The 15,830-nt window shown below is 56.1% G+C and carries 12 protein-coding genes; 2 read left to right on the top strand and 10 right to left on the bottom strand.

The features are described from left to right. Nucleotides 1-176: 176 nt before the first annotated feature. The 8 genes from C6366_RS15145 to C6366_RS15115 all read right to left on the bottom strand — a co-directional run bounded on the left by C6366_RS15145 (nt 177) and on the right by C6366_RS15115 (nt 10,500). Complete coding sequence (locus C6366_RS15145) at nt 177-1,364, bottom strand: hypothetical protein (protein WP_107739387.1); 1,188 nt, start codon at nt 1,362-1,364, stop codon at nt 177-179. Between the two features lie 107 nt (nt 1,365-1,471). Continuing rightward, the gene (locus C6366_RS15140) at nt 1,472-2,440 is read right to left on the bottom strand and encodes a lysylphosphatidylglycerol synthase transmembrane domain-containing protein (protein WP_107739385.1); all 969 of its coding nucleotides are present in this window, start codon (nt 2,438-2,440) and stop codon (nt 1,472-1,474) included. Next, nucleotides 2,437-3,177, bottom strand: a complete 741-nt coding sequence (locus tag C6366_RS15135) for an SDR family oxidoreductase (RefSeq protein WP_107739383.1) — start codon at nt 3,175-3,177, stop codon at nt 2,437-2,439. The genes C6366_RS15140 and C6366_RS15135 overlap by 4 nt, the downstream gene beginning before the upstream one ends. After that, nucleotides 3,171-4,256 (bottom strand): FAD-binding oxidoreductase, encoded by a 1,086-nt coding sequence (locus tag C6366_RS15130; RefSeq protein ID WP_199221528.1) that lies wholly within the window; start codon nt 4,254-4,256, stop codon nt 3,171-3,173. Before C6366_RS15130 ends, C6366_RS15135 begins: the two co-directional genes overlap by 7 nt. A 3-nt stretch (nt 4,257-4,259) precedes the next feature. Next, on the bottom strand, nt 4,260-4,493 hold the full coding sequence (locus tag C6366_RS20120; RefSeq protein WP_199221527.1) for an FAD-binding oxidoreductase: 234 nt from the start codon (nt 4,491-4,493) through the stop codon (nt 4,260-4,262). Continuing rightward, nucleotides 4,490-5,920, bottom strand: coding sequence for a UbiA family prenyltransferase (locus tag C6366_RS15125; RefSeq protein WP_107739380.1), 1,431 nt, complete (start codon nt 5,918-5,920; stop codon nt 4,490-4,492). Before C6366_RS15125 ends, C6366_RS20120 begins: the two co-directional genes overlap by 4 nt. A 135-nt stretch (nt 5,921-6,055) precedes the next feature. After that, nucleotides 6,056-7,765 (bottom strand): long-chain fatty acid--CoA ligase, encoded by a 1,710-nt coding sequence (locus C6366_RS15120; RefSeq protein ID WP_107739378.1) that lies wholly within the window; start codon nt 7,763-7,765, stop codon nt 6,056-6,058. A gap of 197 nt (nt 7,766-7,962) precedes the next feature. Further along, a complete protein-coding gene (locus tag C6366_RS15115) occupies nt 7,963-10,500 on the bottom strand; it encodes a glycogen/starch/alpha-glucan phosphorylase (protein ID WP_107739376.1) in 2,538 nt (845 codons plus the stop codon). A 252-nt stretch (nt 10,501-10,752) separates the two neighbouring features. Here C6366_RS15115 and C6366_RS15110 point away from each other — a divergent pair, with 252 nt between their 5' ends. Together C6366_RS15110 and C6366_RS15105 are read left to right on the top strand one after the other, a co-directional pair. Then, a complete protein-coding gene (locus tag C6366_RS15110; protein WP_107739374.1) occupies nt 10,753-12,063 on the top strand; it encodes a CBS domain-containing protein in 1,311 nt (436 codons plus the stop codon). A gap of 124 nt (nt 12,064-12,187) precedes the next feature. Next, nucleotides 12,188-14,899, top strand: a complete 2,712-nt coding sequence (locus tag C6366_RS15105; protein ID WP_107739372.1) for a PocR ligand-binding domain-containing protein — start codon at nt 12,188-12,190, stop codon at nt 14,897-14,899. Nucleotides 14,900-15,183: 284 nt separating this feature from the next. Here C6366_RS15105 and C6366_RS15100 read toward each other — a convergent pair whose 3' ends face one another. Together C6366_RS15100 and C6366_RS15095 are read right to left on the bottom strand one after the other, a co-directional pair. Beyond that, a complete protein-coding gene (locus tag C6366_RS15100; protein ID WP_107739370.1) occupies nt 15,184-15,639 on the bottom strand; it encodes a PIN domain-containing protein in 456 nt (151 codons plus the stop codon). Next, on the bottom strand, nt 15,587-15,811 hold the full coding sequence (locus C6366_RS15095) for a hypothetical protein (protein WP_107739368.1): 225 nt from the start codon (nt 15,809-15,811) through the stop codon (nt 15,587-15,589). Before C6366_RS15095 ends, C6366_RS15100 begins: the two co-directional genes overlap by 53 nt. Nucleotides 15,812-15,830 lie beyond the last annotated feature (19 nt).

Here is a 15,830-nt window from a genome sequence, read left to right as displayed (position 1 = left end):
TATAAAATTAAACGTTTTTTTGACAAAAAAGCAGAGATATCAGTAGGGTCTTACGCAAAGGGCCAGGTTAACATGCAGAAATTATTGCGGAAAAGGCTGGATTTGGCGCGATGCGGTTAAAGTCCTGTCACATTTGAACAACATAAATGCTTCTGCATACTCTTAAACCCGAGCATCTAGCCACCAAAAACGGAAAAAAACGCTAGGCTATTTTTCGCAAATCCAAATTCAAACATAGCCCTCCCACCATGGTGTACACCCCAGGCAATGCAAAACAAAAGTGTAGAGATCCAAGAAAAGGTGTTCATCCTTGGAATTTTATGGAGTCTACCATCTTGAATATATATAGCGATGAACAATACCACAAAAGAGAACATTCCAAAGTTAATCCAGCGCCCCCAGTCGATAGCAATGAAATAAAGAGGCAAGAAAAACAAATTCACAAGTAAAAACAAACACAGGACACGAAACGGATAAAAGGATTGAAAAAGATAGAAAATAAACGTGCACATAAAAACCAATGTTAGCACAAAATAATACAAACCCCATGAAATAAACACGCTTCGCGATCGATACATTCCATACCAAACGTCATATTCTAGCCACCTGATTGCCCCACTACAAATATCTTGATTGAGTCCGGATTTCAATAGCGGAGCGCATACAGCAGTATGACTTTCAACACTTGAGAAGGACATGGAATAAAAAAAAGCTACTCCAGATATTACAATGTAAGCGAGAGAGGATAGAGCTATATGAAATTTTAGACCTTGTGAGCGAAAACCAATATACGTCAATGCAACAATGAATGGAGAAAAAAAGACATTTGCTTCATGCGTTGACACTGCTATAGTCCACAGAAACAATGAGATAAAAACATACTTCAAATGAACAATGCCGTGCTGCAAAAGACTAAAAAGAAGCGGCAAAAATGATAAATAGGCCAATATCTCCTTACGCAAGCTACCTTGAAGATCATTAGCTGAGAATATTAAAAAAATCGGAGATAGCAAAAGAAAAGTTAAGATATCGCTATTCTTGTTCCGTACGCCAGCATACCAGAATAATGCAAAAATGAGAGATATTATTGTTCCCTGGATCACTCCCAGAAGAACAAGAACGGGAAAATCAAACACAGAAGAAATCAGCAATAAAACTGATCCAAATAGCCCTCTTCTTACAACAACATCATGATTGTTGATAAGCCAATCTCCTTGTTTCCAGGCATTGCCACCACTACTAATGTCCTGGAACAAGCCGTCGAGTATCATAGCCAGCGCCAAAGAATAGATCGCTGTGAGGACAATAGCATTCCTGTTAACAATGAGCAGCGTGCCGATGGTGGATATTGTGACTTTTATCATGATTGAGGAATATTAAAACACTACGCCATCAAAAATGAGCACGGATGGCTATAGGCCAAGACTTGATGACCAAACCTTCGCTGATTGTGCATATGTGGCCAAATACCTTATTGGTCCTTCGAACGCGTAATGGCTGAAATGCCAAGTATGACGGCGAACCACAACGTTGTCGCTCTTATCAGCATGGTCGTTGCAGCCGCTTCGGGGAGCCCGACTCCGTGCCATGCGAGGAGCCCCACCATCACCCCCTCGGTGCTTCCAAGCCCACCGGGCGTGAAGCTGATCGCTCCCGCGAGCATGCTGATAGCAAATACGAAAACAGCGAAGACAAAGGCTACGTCGAGGTTCATCCAATACAGGATTAGGAAAAAAGCGAAGGCTTCCGCGGCCCAACCGATCAGGCTCAGGATGGTGGCCAGCCCGAGGGTTTTGGCCCGATGACAACGGCTCGCCTGGCAGATGATTTCGAAGCCGTGGCCGATCCATCTTTGGAATCGATGATGCGTCGGCATACGGCGCTGCAAATGCGCTACCCATTGCGGTTGCGAGAGCAGAACGAGCAACACGATCGCAAGGGTCGCTCCGACAAGGATCAGCGGTGCCGCCTTGGGGTACAGGGCTGCCCCGAACAGAGTCAGAAGTACGATGGCGATCAGGTCAGACAGACGCTCGCTGAGGAATGCGGCGAAGCTGTCTGGATAAGGCACCCTCAGCCTCTTCAAGAGTACGCCGCGGAAGGCTTCGCCCGCCTTGCCCGGAGTCGTGGTCAAGGCAAAGCCCGCTAGGTAGATCTGCAAGCTCCGACACCAGGGTATACAGTGACCCAGCGTCTGCAGGTAGAGCTGCCAGCGTAAGAAGCGCAGGCCATAATTCAGCAAGGACAGCGACAGTACGATAACCAAGCCGACGACACCCACCTGGGCGATGGCGGTTCCCACCTCACGCCAACCACTGTAGACCGCGAACGCCAGATATCCGAGGGCTGCTAAAAGGGCGGAGATCACCACCGCGCGGAACCGCCAGCCCGAGAATACCGGATCGACCGGGAGTGACTCGGCGAGCCTTTTGAGGCTCATAGATTTAGGCGCTTGAAAATCGGCTGAGGAATGCTGCGAATGATCCACAGGATCAGTGCCCAGAAGGCGGGGACGTAGAGCACGTTGCGCCGCCGGGCCACACCACGGACGATCCGGCGCGCGACCCTCTCCGGCGTCGCGACCAGGATCCGGGGCAGATCGAGCGATTCGGTCATGGGAGTGTCCACAAAGCCGGGCTTGATGGTCAGAACGTGGACTCCGAACTTTGACAACCTAGCTCGTAGGCCTTCGCAAAAGGTGGTCACCGCTGCCTTGGCCGTGCCGTAGACATAATTGGTCGGTCGGCCCCGGTCGCCAGCCACGGAAGAGATGACGGCAATAGTGCCACTGCCCTGAGGCTGCATCCGGTTGGCCAGCAGGGTCAACAGGGCGATTACACTCAGGCCGTTGGTGGAGACTTCCTCCAGGGTCAAGTTCACGTCCTGCTCGCAAGCCTGCTGGTCCGGCAGAGTGCCATGGGCAACAAGGGCCACGTCCACCGAGGACATTGCGGCAAAGGCAGCATCGAGCAGGACCGGATGGTCAGCAAAGTGATTCATGTCCAGGGTGTGAGATGTGACGGCAGTCGCGCCGCGGACCAGAAGGTCGTCGGCCACGGCTTGCAGCTTGGCCTGATCCCTGCCCACAAGGAAGAATGTAGCCTGCTGGCCAGCCCACTGCCGGGCGCAGGCCGTGGCAATGGCTGACGTGGCACCGATAACCAGGATGTTTAGCATGAGGTGACTCGCTTCCAAAAACGGGAACAAAGGGCCGGGTCACGCAGGGCCTCCAGGCGTTCCCAGTTGGGGTAGAATGTCCGGAAATCCTCGCCAGACATGGCCGCGTCCTTGGCCGGGTAGAGCCGGCCCCCGGCGGAACGGACAATGGCGTCCAGTCGGGGAAAAAGTGTGTCGTTAGTCCCTCCGCTACGCGGAAAGTCCAAGGCCAGGGTAGCCCCTGGTAGAGGGAAGGAAAGCAGGCCCGGCGATGGCACATCGCCGCAGCGTTTGAGAACGGCAAGAAAAGAACCACTGCCGACGCTGGCAATGACCTGCAGGATTTCATGCATGGCGTTTCTTGCATTGTTCTCCGGGACCACGCACTGGTATTGCTGGAAGCCTTTGGAACCGTATAGCCGGTTCCAATGCAAGATTTTGTCCAGCGGGTAGAAGAACGGAGAATAAGGTACCACCAGGGAATGTCGACCAGATTTCCGTGCCCGGTAGTAAACGGTGTTGAACAGGCGCAAGGAAAGCCGGTTCACAGCTGAAAAAGGCAGCACCACCGGCACACCCAATCGCCGTCCGGCATCAGCTTCCAGATGGCCGTCCTGGGCATGATTGCCCACCATGTACACCCCCCGTCCTGCGCTGCGGCCCCGGGCCAGGCAATCGATCCAGGCCACGGTGTACTCGTGGACAGGGTCCAGTTCCGTGGATAGGTCCAGGAAATCATCCAAGCAGCCGAAGCGGACATGAGTGGTCACGATCCGGCTGGAACGAATGGGCATCAGGGCCAGCTCCACCCAAGTGATGACCCCGGTCAGCCCGAGTCCGCCGATAGTAGCCGCGAAAAAATCAGGGTTGTCTTGCGGAGTACATTCCAGGGTCGAACCATCCGAGCGAACCAGCTCGAAACGTCGCACGTGTCGGCCGAAGGTTCCGCGAACGTGATGATTCTTGCCATGTACGTCGTTGGCCACGGCTCCAGCCAGGGTCACGTAGCGCGTCCCCGGAGTAACGGGCAAAAACCAGCCACGGGGAACGGCCAGAGCCAGCAGTTCCTCCAGGGTGACCCCGGCCTCAGCCCGAATCACTCCCTAGTCCCAGTCAGCGACCAGAAAACGATCCAGGGGGCGTAGATGGAGGACATGGTCGCTGACTGCTAGGCAGCTGTCTCCATAGCTCAAGCCGCTGCCAAAGGGCAGGGTATGTTTGTTGTCACGAGCCAGTTGCGTCAGCACACGGGAGACGTCGCCCAGCCAGTTGACCGGATGTGCCTGCTGCGGGTCGCGGGGAAATCGGCCCCAGGATTCTACAAAATTTTGCTTCATATCGCCATCCAGAATGCCAATCCGAACAGAACTCCAGTCAGGAGGCTAACAGTATCCTTGACCGCGAACAGCACTGGATCGTCTTGCATGCCACCGCGATGGGTAATCATCCAGACCCGGCTGATCCAAAACAGCAGCACAGGACAGGCCAGCCAGATCATTTCTGGTCTGGAATACAGAGTCAAAGTGCTTTCATCCTGAATGTACAGGGCCAATACCAGCACGGCAAGATATCCTGCGGCAGCGCCAAGCGATGAAACCATCTGCAGGTCACCTGGGTAGTAGTCTCGTCCGTGAGCCTTGGCCGTTCCACCTTTTTTGCGAGCCTGATGTAACTCAGCATAGCGCTTGACCAGGGCCAAGCTTAAAAAAAGAAACATGGAAAAAGCCAGCATCCAAAACGTGAGCTCAACGCCAAAGGCTAGTGAGCCGGCAATAATTCGCAGGGTATACAGGGAAGCCAGGGTGATCACGTCCACCATCATCAGGCGTTTCAAAGTTAAAGAATATGCTAGGGTCAATCCGTAATAAGCGGCCAGGGCCAAGGTAAATCCAGCAGGTAAAAACAACAAAGACAAGGAAAATCCGAGACAAAGAAGAGCCGGAATGGCCATGACCCCATGATGCAGGGGCAAAGCTCCGGATGCAAAAGGGCGATTACTTTTGGTGGGGTGATGGCGGTCATCTTCCAGATCAAGGAGATCATTGAGCAGATATACGCTGGAAGCGCAAAGACTAAAACTGACAAAAGCCATAAGGCCCAAAAACAAAAGGTCTATTTCCCATATTCTGTGGGCTGCCAGCAAGGGCACGAACAAGAGCAGATTCTTGACCCATTGATGAAAACGCAAAGCCCTTGGCCAAACCTTCCAGACAGGCGACTTGGTACGCAACACTTGATCAACGTTGACCAAGGCGCGGGCCTTGCGCTCAACACCAAGGTCAGGGTTGACCAGGATAGCTTTTCGCGATGATGCCCAAACGCAGAGGTCATCATGGGAGTTGCCCATATAGTCAAAGCCCTTATCGCCAAACCTTGTAACCAAGGCATCGCGTTTATTGCGAGCAGACAGATTTACCGACCCTTCTGTGGCAATAACAAGATCAAATATACCTAAATGTTTTGCTACGGCATCGGCGTAAACACGGTGTGTCGCTGTCGCAAGAACAATTGAAGTGCCTTGTGATTTATATTTTTTCAATAACTCAAGTACATCTTTGTTGTATGGGATATGACAGATATCGATTTTTGACAAATCTGATAAATAACTTTTAAGGTGAGACTTTCCATCACATAATGATTTCAATAATCTATGTGGTTGAAATATTGATTTTGGCAAAGAATTGAAAAAAGATTCAAATAGAATATCTGACTGAATAAGTGTTCCATCTAAGTCGACTACAATTGGAATGTCATATTTACTCATAATATATAAAAAAATGATGTAGCAATTTTTAAGAAAGTTCGTGATTTTTTATAAAGACAAAATCAATGGACGAATATACGTTTACAACTTGCGATTGTGGTTGTGAAAAAGCTAACCTCAATATCCAGACCAGCCTCAGTCCCCCATCCGTCTATTTCTTCGCTCTTTCACCTTTTCCTCTTCCTCCTGACGTAAAGCCCGCCGCAACACCTTGCCCACCAAAGTCTTCGGCAGTTCGGTGCGGAACTCCACCCGGCGGGGGACTTTGTACTTGGCCAGTTTCTGAGAGCAGAATTCGATGATTTCCGATTGTTCGATCACTTCGCCATCCTTGGGCACGATGAAGGCCTTGACGATTTCGCCCCTGGTGGGATGCGGGATGCCCACGGCCACGGCCTCCTTGACCTTGGGATGCTCGTAGAGCACCTCGTCCACGTCCCGGGGGTAAACGTTGTACCCACCGGTGATGATCAGATCCTTCTTGCGGTCCACGATAAAGCAGAATCCGTCCTCGTCCATGTAGGCGATATCCCCGGTGTACAGCCAGGTATTGCGGATGGTGGAGGCGGTCTCGTCGGCTCGGTTCCAGTAGCCTTGCATGACCTGATGCCCTCGGACAACCAGCTCGCCCAGCTTGCCCATGGGCACGGGCACGGCCCCACCCTCCATGTCCACGATGCCCGCTTCGGTGCCGGGCAGGGGGATACCGATGGAGCCGGGCTTGTGCTTGCCGTCCAGAGGGTTGAGGTGGGTCACCGGCGAGGCTTCGGTCAGGCCGTAGCCTTCTATGATCTCGGCGCCGGTCAGTTTCTGGAATTTCTGCATGACTTCCACGGGCAGCGGCGCTGAGCCGGAAATACAGTAGTCAATGGAGGACAGCTTGAACTGGCCGAGATTCTTGTGCTGGACCATGGCCACGAAAATAGCCGGGACGGCCGGAAAAATCGTGGGCTTGTACTTCTGAATTGCCTTCAGCAAATCGGCCACCACCAGCCTCGGGAAGGGGATGATGGTCGCGCCCAGTCCCACGGCGAAGTTCATGCAGACCGTCAGACCGAAAATATGAAAAAACGGCAGCACGGCCAGCAGGGTGTGCTGGGACTTCTTAAGCTTGGGCAGCATGGCCAGGCACTGCTGCACATTGGCGGTCAGGTTGGCATGGGACAACATCACCCCTTTGGGTACGCCTGTGGTCCCGCCGGTGTACTGGAGCATGGCCAAATGGTTGCGCGGATCGTCGACAACCTGACTATAGACATCCTGCCCTTTCACGATCTCCTTCCAAGGGATGATCGCGCCGTCATCATACGGGACGTCCTTACCCATGCCCTGCTTCCAGGCCTTGAGCTTGTAGAGCTGGCGCAGGGGAAAGCCCAGGGCGTCGGCAATGCTGGCGACGATGATTTTTTTCAGATGCACGCGCCGACGAAACCCCGCGACCTTGGACCAAAGCAGATCCAGGGTGACTAAAAACTCCGCAGAGCTGTCTGAAATCTGGTCGTGCAGCTCGTTCTCCATGTACAGGGGGTTCATCATCACCACCACGCCCCCGGCCTTAAGGATAGCGAAGTATGTGATCAGAGTCTGGGGCAGGTTCGGCAGGAGCACAGCGACCCGGGTTCCCGCAGTCAGCCCCAGCCGTCGCAGATTCGCGGCCATAACCCCGGTCAGACGATCAAATTCGGCGTAGGTTGTGGACCAGTTTTGAAAGACGATAGCCTTGCGCTGGGGATGCTCTCGGGCCGACCGGGCCAGCAATTCATGGATGGCCACGGCCTCCGGCTCAAACGGAGTGGGAACTTCGGGGTCGTAGAATTTTCGCCAAGGGCTCGGAACGTCGATCATGATCACCTCGGAATGGCTGGATTCGATAGCCGCGTGTCGCGCGACCGCTCTGAAAGAAAGCGGACTTCCCTCTCGGGAAGTCCCATAGCTTCAAGTTCCAGAGCTAGTAACGACTTCATGCGTTCAGGGCAATGCTTTTGCCGGACGGGAAAATCCGATTAATGCATTGAAGACCCCTGGATAGCGGAAGAACATGATCAAAGCAGGCAGGCCTGAGGGGCTACGCCCCAAATGTTCTGGGCGTAGTCCATGACCGAGCGGTCACTGGAGAACTTGCCCATGTTGGCGGAGTTCAGGATGGAGCGTCGGGTCCACTCGTCCTGGTCTCGGTAAAGTGTGCTGACCTGTTCCTGGCAGTCTACATAGGCCCGGTAGTCCGCCAGGACGCAAAAGTAGTCGCCTTGGTGCAGCAGGTTGTCGATGATCGGCGCGAACAGACCGTGATTGTGGGCGGAGAAGACGTTGCCGGAAATCATGGACAGCACCTGCTTCAGTTCCGAATCGTTTTCGCAGAATTGCCAGGGATTGTATCCGCCGCGACGCAGGGCCTTAATCTCGCCGGCTGTGCGCCCGAAGATGAACATGTTCTCCGCCCCGATCTCCTCCAGCATTTCCACGTTGGCTCCGTCCAGGGTGCCGATGGTCAGAGCCCCGTTGATGGCGAACTTCATGTTTCCGGTTCCCGAGGCCTCGTAGCCAGCCGTGGATATCTGCTCGGACAATTCCGTAGCCGGAATAATCCGCTCAGCCTGGGACACGCAATAGTTAGGCAAAAAAACCACTTGCAGCCGACCGGCCACGTCCGGGTCGGGGTTGACCACGTCGGCCACGCCGTTGATCAGCCGGATGAACAGCTTGGCCATGAAATAGGCCGGCGCGGCCTTGCCGCCGAAAAACACGGTTCGGGGGACGACATCCATTTTAGGGTCGGCTTTGATCCGGTTGTAGAGGGTGATCACATGCAGCACGTTGAGCAGTTGGCGCTTGTATTCATGGATGCGCTTGACCTGAACGTCGAACATGGCGTCCAGGTTGCATTCAAATCCTAGCTTGCGGGTCACGTACGCCGCCAGGCGTTCTTTGTTGGCCCGCTTGACCTCCCGCCACGCCGTCCGGAAAGCCTGGTCCTCGGCATGGGGGATCAGATCGCGGAGCCGGTCCAGATTGTACAACCAATTGCCTGAAATCTTTTGTGAAATTAGCTCGGATAGGCCAGGGTTGCACTGGTTCAGCCAGCGCCTCGGGGTGACACCGTTGGTCACGTTGCGGAATCGACCCGGAAACACAGCGTGGAACTCCGGAAACACCTCGGCCTTGATAATCTCCGTGTGCATGGCCGCCACGCCGTTGACCGAAAAGCTGCCCACGATGGCCAGATTAGCCATGCGCACGGCTTTTTCCGGGTGTTCCTGGATGATGGATAGCCGGGATTTGCGGCCAGCCGGGTCGGGATGGCCGTCGTCCAGCTCGTCCAACCACTCCATGAAGCGGTGATTGATCTCGTAGATGATTTCCATGTGCCGAGGTAGGACTCGCTGGATCAGGGAACAAGGCCAACTTTCAAGTGCTTCGGGCAGGATGGTGTGGTTGGTGTAGGCGAAGACTCGGGTGCACAGATCCCAGGCCGTGTCCCAGTCCAACAATTCCTCGTCCACCAAAACGCGCATCAGTTCAGGAATGGCGATGGTCGGGTGCGTGTCGTTGAGCTGGATGACCGCCATTTCAGGAAGCTGGTCAAAAGAGGCGAACTTCTTTTTGTAGCGTCGCAGAATGTCGTCCAGTGAAGCCGCGACGAAGAAGTATTGCTGGCAGAGCCGGAGTACCCGGCCCTGGAGCTTGTCGTCGCTGGGATAGAGCACCTTGGAGATGGTCTCGTCCCGGATCTTGGCCTCCAGCGCGCCGATGTAGTCCCCGGTGTTGAAGAACTCCAGATTGAATTCCGTGTCCGACTTGGCGGCCCACAGCCGCATGTTGATGGCCCGACCGTTGCGGTACCCTGGAACGAGCAGGTCGCAGGCCATGGCCAGAACCTTTTCCGTGTCCACCCAGTCGTGACGCAACCGGCCCTGGTCGTCCACCCAGGTCCGGACCCGGCCGAAGAAGTTGATCGGGGTCATGAACCGGGCCCGGTCGAACTCCCAGGGGGTACCCCGCTTGGTCCAATTGTCCGGCTGCTCCACCTGAGCCCCGTTTTCGATGGTCTGGTGAAACATGCCGTAATCGTAGCGGATGCCGTAGCCGTAGCCGGAGATGCACTGGGTGGCCATGGAGTCCAGGTAGCAAGAGGCCAGACGGCCCAGACCTCCGTTGCCCAATCCGGCGTCCCATTCCACCTCGGCCACGTCTTCCAGGTCCAGGCCGAAATCGGCCAGGGCCTCCTTGGCCAGGTCGTGCAGCCCCAGGCAGTGCAAGCTGTTTAACAACGACTTGCCGTGCAGATATTCCATGGACAGGTAATACACCCGCTTGGCCTGTTCGTTGTAGTACGAACGTTGGGTTTTGATCCATTGCGCGATCATCCGGTCGCGGATAGCCAGGGCCAAGCCGTTGTAATATGTAAAATCGTTAGGTCGGGCATAATCGTTGCCCAGGCTGGTCACCACATGCCGCACGATGTCGCGTTTGAGTCCTTCCACGCTGTCAGCGCCATGCAAATCGCCGTCCCAGTGGACGAGGTGGCCTGTTTGGCCCTGAGAACCCCCTTCTTCCGTCTTGCCCTTACGTTTTTTGGCCATGATATAGTCCTTATTTTGTGAGTTGCTTCAATTCATTGACGATCACAACGCCTCAAGAGTCATGTACCTTCCCAGTCAGCGCCCAACCGTCCTACGATAATCCGAGAACGTGCTCGGAAGCCTAGCGAAGATTAGGGATTGTTGCAAACGGATAGCGATTGTAGGCGCGTCCGAAATCAGCTACAGAAAGAAGCAATCGGGTCATCGTGAAAGACCTGTCCTCGACGAGGCGCCCCGACAGGAGACACGCCGATGCTTCTCGTGACCACCCATGTCAACACCGACTTCGACGCCCTGGCATCCATGGTCGCGGCCGCCTTCCTGTATCCCGGCGCGACGCGTCTCGTCCCGACCCACGTCCAGCCCGCGGTGCGCGACTTCATGGCCGTGCATTGGGACTTGCTCCGGCTCAACCACAGAGACTCCGTGGACGTGGCCGAGGTGGATGATCTGGTGGTCACGGACACGTCAAGTTGGGAGCGTCTCGACGGCATGCGGGAACTGGCCAAGCGCGACGATCTTCCGGTAACCGTCTGGGACCACCACATGGCTGGCGGGTCCATCGCCGCCTCCAAGGAACATCGGGAGGAGGTCGGAGCGACGGTCACCCTGCTTCTGGAACGCTTTCAGGCTCAAGATACGGCCTTTTCCCCAATCCACGCCACTCTATTTCTGCTGGGTATTTACGACGACACCGGCTCCTTGTCCTTTCCCAGCACCACGGCACGGGACGCGCGCATGGCCGCCTTCCTGCTCGAAAACGGGGCGGACCTGAACGTGGTCTCCGCGTACCTGGACAGCTCTCTGGACGAGCGTCACCTGGACCTGTTCTCCCGGATGCTGGCCGAACCGGAAATCATCCGCCTCGATGACCTGCGCCTGGGGGTCTGCGTTCAGGATGCCCGCAAGGAACTGAACATGCTGCCCACGGTGGTCTCAAAATTCATGGAGATTCAAGGCCTCGACGCCGCGTTTGGGATCTTTCCCATGGGCTCCCACAAGACCGCGGTCATCGGACGCGGCAACCCCAAGCTGTTCGACGTAGGCGCCGTGGTCCGCCGTCTGGGCGGAGGCGGCCATCCCGGCGCCGGTTCCGCCGTTGTCCAGGCTCCGCTGGATACGACACGAAGTCAGGTCGTCGAGTTGATCCGCCAAACCGGAACCAGGCGGACCAATGTCCGCGACCTGGCCACCCCGGTCTCGATCCGGCTGGCACCCGCGCACAGCCTCCGAGAAGCCGTGGCCATCCTGGAAGGACCGACGGCCCCGAACGCTTCCGGGACGGAGCGCCAGGCCTTGCCGGTGGTGGATGAACAAGGCAGGCTGCTGGGCGTCCTGCATAAGGCCCAATTCCGCAAAATCAAACAAGATCGGCAATGGGATAAATCCGTGACCTCCATGCTCCGTCAAAACGCCCCCACCGTGCATCCGGACCAGAGTCTGCGTGAGGCCCTGCATCTGATGACGCATTCCGACCTGGGTTTCCTGCCCGTGGTCGAGGACGGCCGCCTGGTCGGAGAGATCACCAGGGCGGCCGTGATTTTGAATATGTATGAATTGTGAAGCGCTTCGTGCGGAAGGCGCCGTCCACACCGTAGGGGCACGGCGCGCCGTGCCCCTACATTTGCGGATCAATGCCGAACCATCCGCTTTTCTGAATTGAAATTGTACAAAATGTGGAGCTTTCATGACCTTCGCGTCTTCCGGCGAAACGCAAAGCGACAATCCCACCTCGACCAAATCCGTCGCGCATGACTTCAAAGCCCTCGTGGCCAACACGCCCATGGGCGTTTTCACAACCACCCCGGAGGGCCGATTTCTCAGCGCCAATCCGGCCATGGTCCGCTTGCTGGGATACGACTCCGAAACAGAGTTGGTTTCCTCGGTGACGAACATTGCCGTCCAGGTGTTCGCCAATCCGGAGGACCGAAAGACATTGGTCCGCCTTCTGGACCAGAACGACGAACTTGTGGATTACGAGTGCCGGATGGTCCGCCGCGACGGCAAGCCGTTCTGGGCCTCGGCCACGGTGCGGGTTGCCCGGGACGCCGCCGGACGGGTATTGCTCCATCAGGGCTTTCTTTCCGACATTTCGCAACGCAAGCGCACCGAGTCGATCATGGCCGCCCGGGACCGGCTCCAACGCCTGGTTCGTTCAGGGAGTTTGGCCGAACTGCTCCGGGCCACTCTGGCCGAGGCCGAACAACTCACCGCAAGCCGGATCGGTTTCTTTCATTTTTTTGAGGATGATCAATCCACCATTGTCCTTCAAACCTGGTCCGACCGGACCGTCAAGGAAAGCTGCTCCGCCGACCCCTCCGCCGGTACCCACTATCCGGTGAGCCAGGCCGGGGTCTGGGCCGACTGCGTCCGCACCCGCGCCCCGGTAATCCACAACGATTATGCCGCCCTGCCCCACCGCCGAGGGCTGCCCGAAGGGCATGCCCCGATTCTCCGGGAAATAGTGGTTCCGGTGCAACGGGACGGACGGATCGTGGCCATTCTCGGCGTGGGCAACAAACCCACTGATTACATGCCCGTGGATCTGGACGTCCTGACCGCTTTGGCCGATCTGGCCTGGGACATCGCCGAGCGCAAACGAGCCGAGGAGACCCTGCTGCAAAGCGAGGAACGCTACCGACGGATCACGGAGTGCCTGACCGATTATCTGTACACCGTTCAGGTCGAGAATGGTCGAGTCACGCAAACCGTACACAGCCCGGCCTGCGTCGCCGTGACCGGATTCACGGCCGAGGAATTCGCCGCGGATCCGTACCTTTGGATAAACATGGTCCTGCCCGAGGATCAGAATCTGGTTCGGGAACAGGCCCGCAAAGTACTCATGGAGGGCCGGGCCGATCCCGTTGAGCACCGGATCATCCGCAAGGACGGTCAGCGGTGCTGGGTGAGCAACACCATTGTCGTCAGGCTGAACTCTCGGGGGGAATTGACGGACTACGACGGCCTGATCAAAGATATCACCGAGCGCAAAAACATGGACCAAGCTCTGCGCGAAAGCGAGGCCCGGGTTCGCAACAAGCTTGATGCCCTGCTCTCCCCGGATGGAGACGTGGGCGCGCTGGCCCTGGAAGACATCATCGACATCCGGGCCATTCAGTTGCTGATGGAGGATTTCCATCGCCTGAGCAACATCGGCAGCGCCATCGTGGACATGCACGGCAAGGTGCTGGTGGCCACCGGATGGCAGGACGTCTGCGTCAAATTCCACCGGGTCCACCCCGAAACCCTGCGCAACTGCATCGAAAGCGACACCTTACTCTCCAGCGTGGATGCCCCCGGAACCTTCAAGCTCTACAAATGCAAGAACAACCTCTGGGACTTGGCGACGCCGATCATCATCGGTGGCCGCCACCTGGGGAACATGTTTCTGGGCCAGTTTCTGTTCGACGACGACCTTCCAGACCTGACCCTGTTTCGGGAACAGGCCCGAAGGTACGGTTTTGACGAACAGCAATACCTGGCCGCATTGGAACAGGTGCCGAGGTATAGCCGGGAGACGGTCCACCAGACCATGGACTTCTACGCCCGCCTGACGGACCTGGTGGCCACTCTCAGTTTCGGCCAGGTCAAGCTGGCCCGGGCCATGGCCGAGCAGGCCCGGTTCAAGGACGAACTGCGCCAGGTCAACACCCGCCTGGAGCGGACCCTGGCGGACAAGGACAAATTCTTCGCCATCATCGCCCATGATCTGCGATCGCCGTTCATCGGCTTCCTGTCCTTTATCCGGTTGATGGTCGGACACATTGAGAACATGAGCCAGGAAGACATCCGCAAGCTGGCCGAGGATATGAAGGGCAGCGCGGAGAATCTCTACAACCTGCTGAACAATCTCCTGGAATGGGCACGAATGCAGCGCGGCATCACCTCCTTCGAGCCCCAACCCCAACCCCTCTCGACCCTGATCCGGGGCACCCTGGAACTCATCGCTCCCAGCGCCCGCCAGAAAGCCATCGCCGTACGCTGCTCGGTCCCGGAACACATCTCCATCCTGGCCGACCACCCCATGCTCAGCACCGTGGTCCGCAACCTGCTGTTCAACGCGGTCAAATTCACCCAACGCGAAGGGGAAATCACGATTACCGCGGATCAGGACGAGGAAACCGTCCGCGTCTCGATCCGGGATACCGGAGTAGGCATGGACGAGGCCATTCTGTGCGGCCTGTTCGCCCTGGACCGCAGGACCTGTCTTCGCGGGACCGAAGGCGAACGCGGTTCGGGACTGGGGTTGCTCCTGTGCAAGGAGTTTATTGAAAAGCACGGAGGCCGGATCTGGGCCAAAAGCAAACCAGGGCAAGGGACGGTCTTCACTTTCTCGTTGCCCAAGAATGCTTGCGACGCAGATGTCGCCGCCCAGAGTGATGAAACGGGCGGAAGATGACCAACCTGCCCCAGCGCGCAGGAGCCCGACATTGAATCGGCGATCATTCCTCACCTTGATCCCCACGGCGCTCCCTTTCGGGTGTACGCACCGGGACGTGAAAAAGGGCATCAGATCGACCCGGCGCGCCCTTTCCAGGGGATGTGGCCTGGGCTGTGGGGGCGTACATACCGACATCCGGCGTTCCGGAGATCATCCGTCTGCTGTGTCGACGTTCAAAGCACAATGGCGCTTGTCAGTCCTGGTCTTTTCGAAAGCTGAGCAGTTACCCAAAATAGAGTCGGTCAGCGCAGCGGATTGAGCGCCATGACCCCACGATATATCTGGCCGGAGTTGAGATCTTCGGAATAGACATATTCGCAGTTGGCTTTTTCAGCGGCGGCGATGATCAGCGAATCCCAGAAGGAAAGTCGCGACAGGATGCTGATGTCGATGGCCTGTTCGATCAATTCCAGGTCATTGTTGACGATTTCCATGTTGCGGAAGGTATGGATGATGTTTTTAACGATGAATGGATCGGCCTTTAACTTGGTTGTGGCCACGACGTAGAACTCGTTGATCACCTGCGTAGAGACGACCGGCTGGTGGGTTTCGGTGAGGGTTTTCAGGATCGTGCGAGCTTTGTCTCGTTTCAGAGGCTCCTTTTGGTCGAGGGCATAGACGAAAAGATTAGTATCGATGAAAATCTTAGACACGATACAAATCCTCTCGTGACCAGGTTTGGTCACCGGAAGCCGCATCCGCTTCATCCATCAGAGAAAACGTATTTTCAAGCCAGTTGCTTTGCTTCTGGGCAACGGCTTGCTGGACCAGCTTCCGGACGAAAAGATTGAAAGAAATATTGTGCGACCGCGCGTACTCCCTTCCGGCCCGCAACAATTCTTCGTCCATCGAAAGGGTGATGTTTTTCATGGCGAACTCCTTTTACACA

Source organism: Desulfonatronum sp. SC1 (assembly GCF_003046795.1).
In the GTDB taxonomy this organism is placed as follows: domain Bacteria; phylum Desulfobacterota; class Desulfovibrionia; order Desulfovibrionales; family Desulfonatronaceae; genus Desulfonatronum.
Note: the sequence above shows the minus strand (reverse complement) of the source record. Positions and strands in the feature narration are given on the sequence as shown.